Source organism: Marinimicrobium sp. UBA4509, assembly GCF_002388575.1.
Lineage (GTDB): Bacteria > Pseudomonadota > Gammaproteobacteria > Pseudomonadales > Cellvibrionaceae > Marinimicrobium > Marinimicrobium koreense.
Map to the genome: position 1 here is coordinate 33,513 of NZ_DGMV01000073.1, position 2,225 is coordinate 35,737.

Here is a 2,225-nt window from a genome sequence, read left to right on the forward strand (position 1 = left end):
TGGCGAGCCGGTATTGCAGGTCATGCATCAGCGTGGTGAATCCGTGCTCGCTGGGAATAGGAGTGGAGTAGATCCGGAGAAACCGATTATCCTCCGAGCGCAATATAATCTCCTCGCGCCAATCACCAAAAATATCACCCGATAGCGCCGGAGTGGCTTTGGTTCCGTTATTGGAGGTCATACCACTGGCCTCCATCAGAGTATCGACCTGCTCGGTTTCCCAATTCCACTTGTAGACGGTATTGTGATTGAGCAGCTCTCGCTGCAGGTCACCATCCCACCAGACGGCAAAATTGACCGGACCAGGACGCTGGGCGCCGGTGGATTTTCCGTTGATATCGAACAACTCCGGCGCATTCAGTGCCCAGACCTCAGCGCCGGGGAAGCGCGGATCAATATTGGCGGCCAGCCCCCGGCCATTGTCTTTCCGGGCGCTTTTCGTCCAGAGGACCCGGCCGCTCTGCGCATCAATCAGTGCGGAGCCAATGCCACCGTTTCCGCGAATGTCCTCATAAACACCAAACACTTCAAGGCCTGGGTTTTCCGGGTCCAGATCCGATACGTGCAGAGCATCGCCATGACCGAACCCAGTGCTCCATTTCGGGGAACCATCGTGATCGACGGCCATGGCACCGTAAATGATTTCATCTTTTCGGTCGCCATCGATATCCGCTACGGACAGCTGATGATTGCCTTGCCCGGCGTACTCGTCAGGTATCTCCTCTGACAGGGTATCAAAGGTCCACCGGGTAGAAATTTCGCCATCCCGGAAATCGTAAGCGGCAATAACGGTGCGCTCGTAGTAGCCACGGGCCATAACGATACTGGGCATCTCGCCGTCCAGAAAGGCAACACCGGCAAGATAGCGCTCAGACCGGTTGCCATAGCCATCCCCCCACAGCGACTTCATCTCATCCATCGTCGGGTTATCGTTGCCCGGAGCACGCTGGGGTATATAGGGCTTGGTATCCAGAACCCGACCGGTTTCGCCATCGAACACGGAGAAGTACTCCGGGCCTTTGAGAATTCGTCCTTTGAGTTCACCCAGATAGCGCCCGTCTTCGGTAACCTTTGATCCCGTGCGGTCTCTCACCTCAGGATTCCCGCTGTGAGAGACCCAATCGGCGTCCGCCGACCCGATCACATTGCCTTCTCCATCCACGGTTCCATCAGCGGTTTTCATGGCGATCTCCGCGCGGCCATCGCCATCAAAGTCATACACCATGAACTGGGTGTAGTGGGCACCGGAGCGGATATTCCGGCCCAGATCGATCCGCCAGAGCCGTTCACCGTCCAGAGTATAGGCATCGATCAGGGCGTTACCCGTATAGCCACCCTGGGAGTTATCTTTTGCGTTTGAAGGATCCCACTTGAGAATGATTTCATACTGGCCATCGCCATCCAGGTCGCCAACGCTGGCATCGTTGGCGGTGTAGTGATAGCGATCACCATCGGGCGTCACACCGTCTTCCGGCACATCCAACGGAATTTCAAGATAAGGGGCGCTCCAGGTGGTTGCCACATCAACGATCTGGCCATCGGTTTTCAGTTGATACTCGTCACCGGCTTTTCCTTCCGGGTCCATAAAGTTGGAACGCCCGTTAATGGGCTGCTCCGAAATCAATTCGCCGTTCCGATACACTGAAAATGACAGACCGTCAGGGTCCTGATACAACTGTCGCCAGGAAACAAGCACACCCTTATCAGAAGGTATCGCCACCAATCCGCGATTCAGGTGCTCCAGGAACCGGCCGTCCTGGCTTCCGGATTTTACGTCGGCCAGTTTTATTACCTTCTGATCCGCTCCCTTCGCCACCGATGGATCGCTGTCATTCAATGCGGTACCACAACCGGGCAGTGTGACGAGCAACAGCAGTCCCAGCGGGGCCCGGCGGAATGAGCGCTTGGTGTTATGCAACGTTATTTTCATGATTGAACCTGCATTTGGTCGATAAGGTTGATTGGCTATAGAAACGATGCGACTTTTCTCAGAGCGATGCAGCCGAAGACTCCACTGCCAACGCCTGACAATAGTTCCGCCATTGCGCCCTGTAGTGATCCAGACCGTCGATCGACAATGGCTCACAAAGGGTTCCGCCTTCGGGACTTTGCGGGTCGGAAAGCGCCAGAGACGCCGCGCCCTTGACGGTTCCCGTCGAGTCATTGGACAGATACACCGGATTATCACCGCGCAGCGTTGCAAGCATTCGGCACAGCAGGCTGTT

Annotated in this window: 1 protein-coding gene and 1 pseudogene; both read right to left on the reverse strand. The window is 55.9% G+C overall.

Translation table 11 applies throughout. The features are described from left to right. Positions 1 to 1,930 (reverse strand): rhamnogalacturonan lyase (locus B3520_RS13915; RefSeq protein WP_286876319.1); only part of this gene is annotated, 1,930 nt, incomplete at its 3' end. A 58-nt stretch (positions 1,931 to 1,988) separates the two neighbouring features. Beyond that, positions 1,989 to 2,225: pseudogene (locus B3520_RS13920) on the reverse strand (hypothetical protein); the annotation flags it as partial.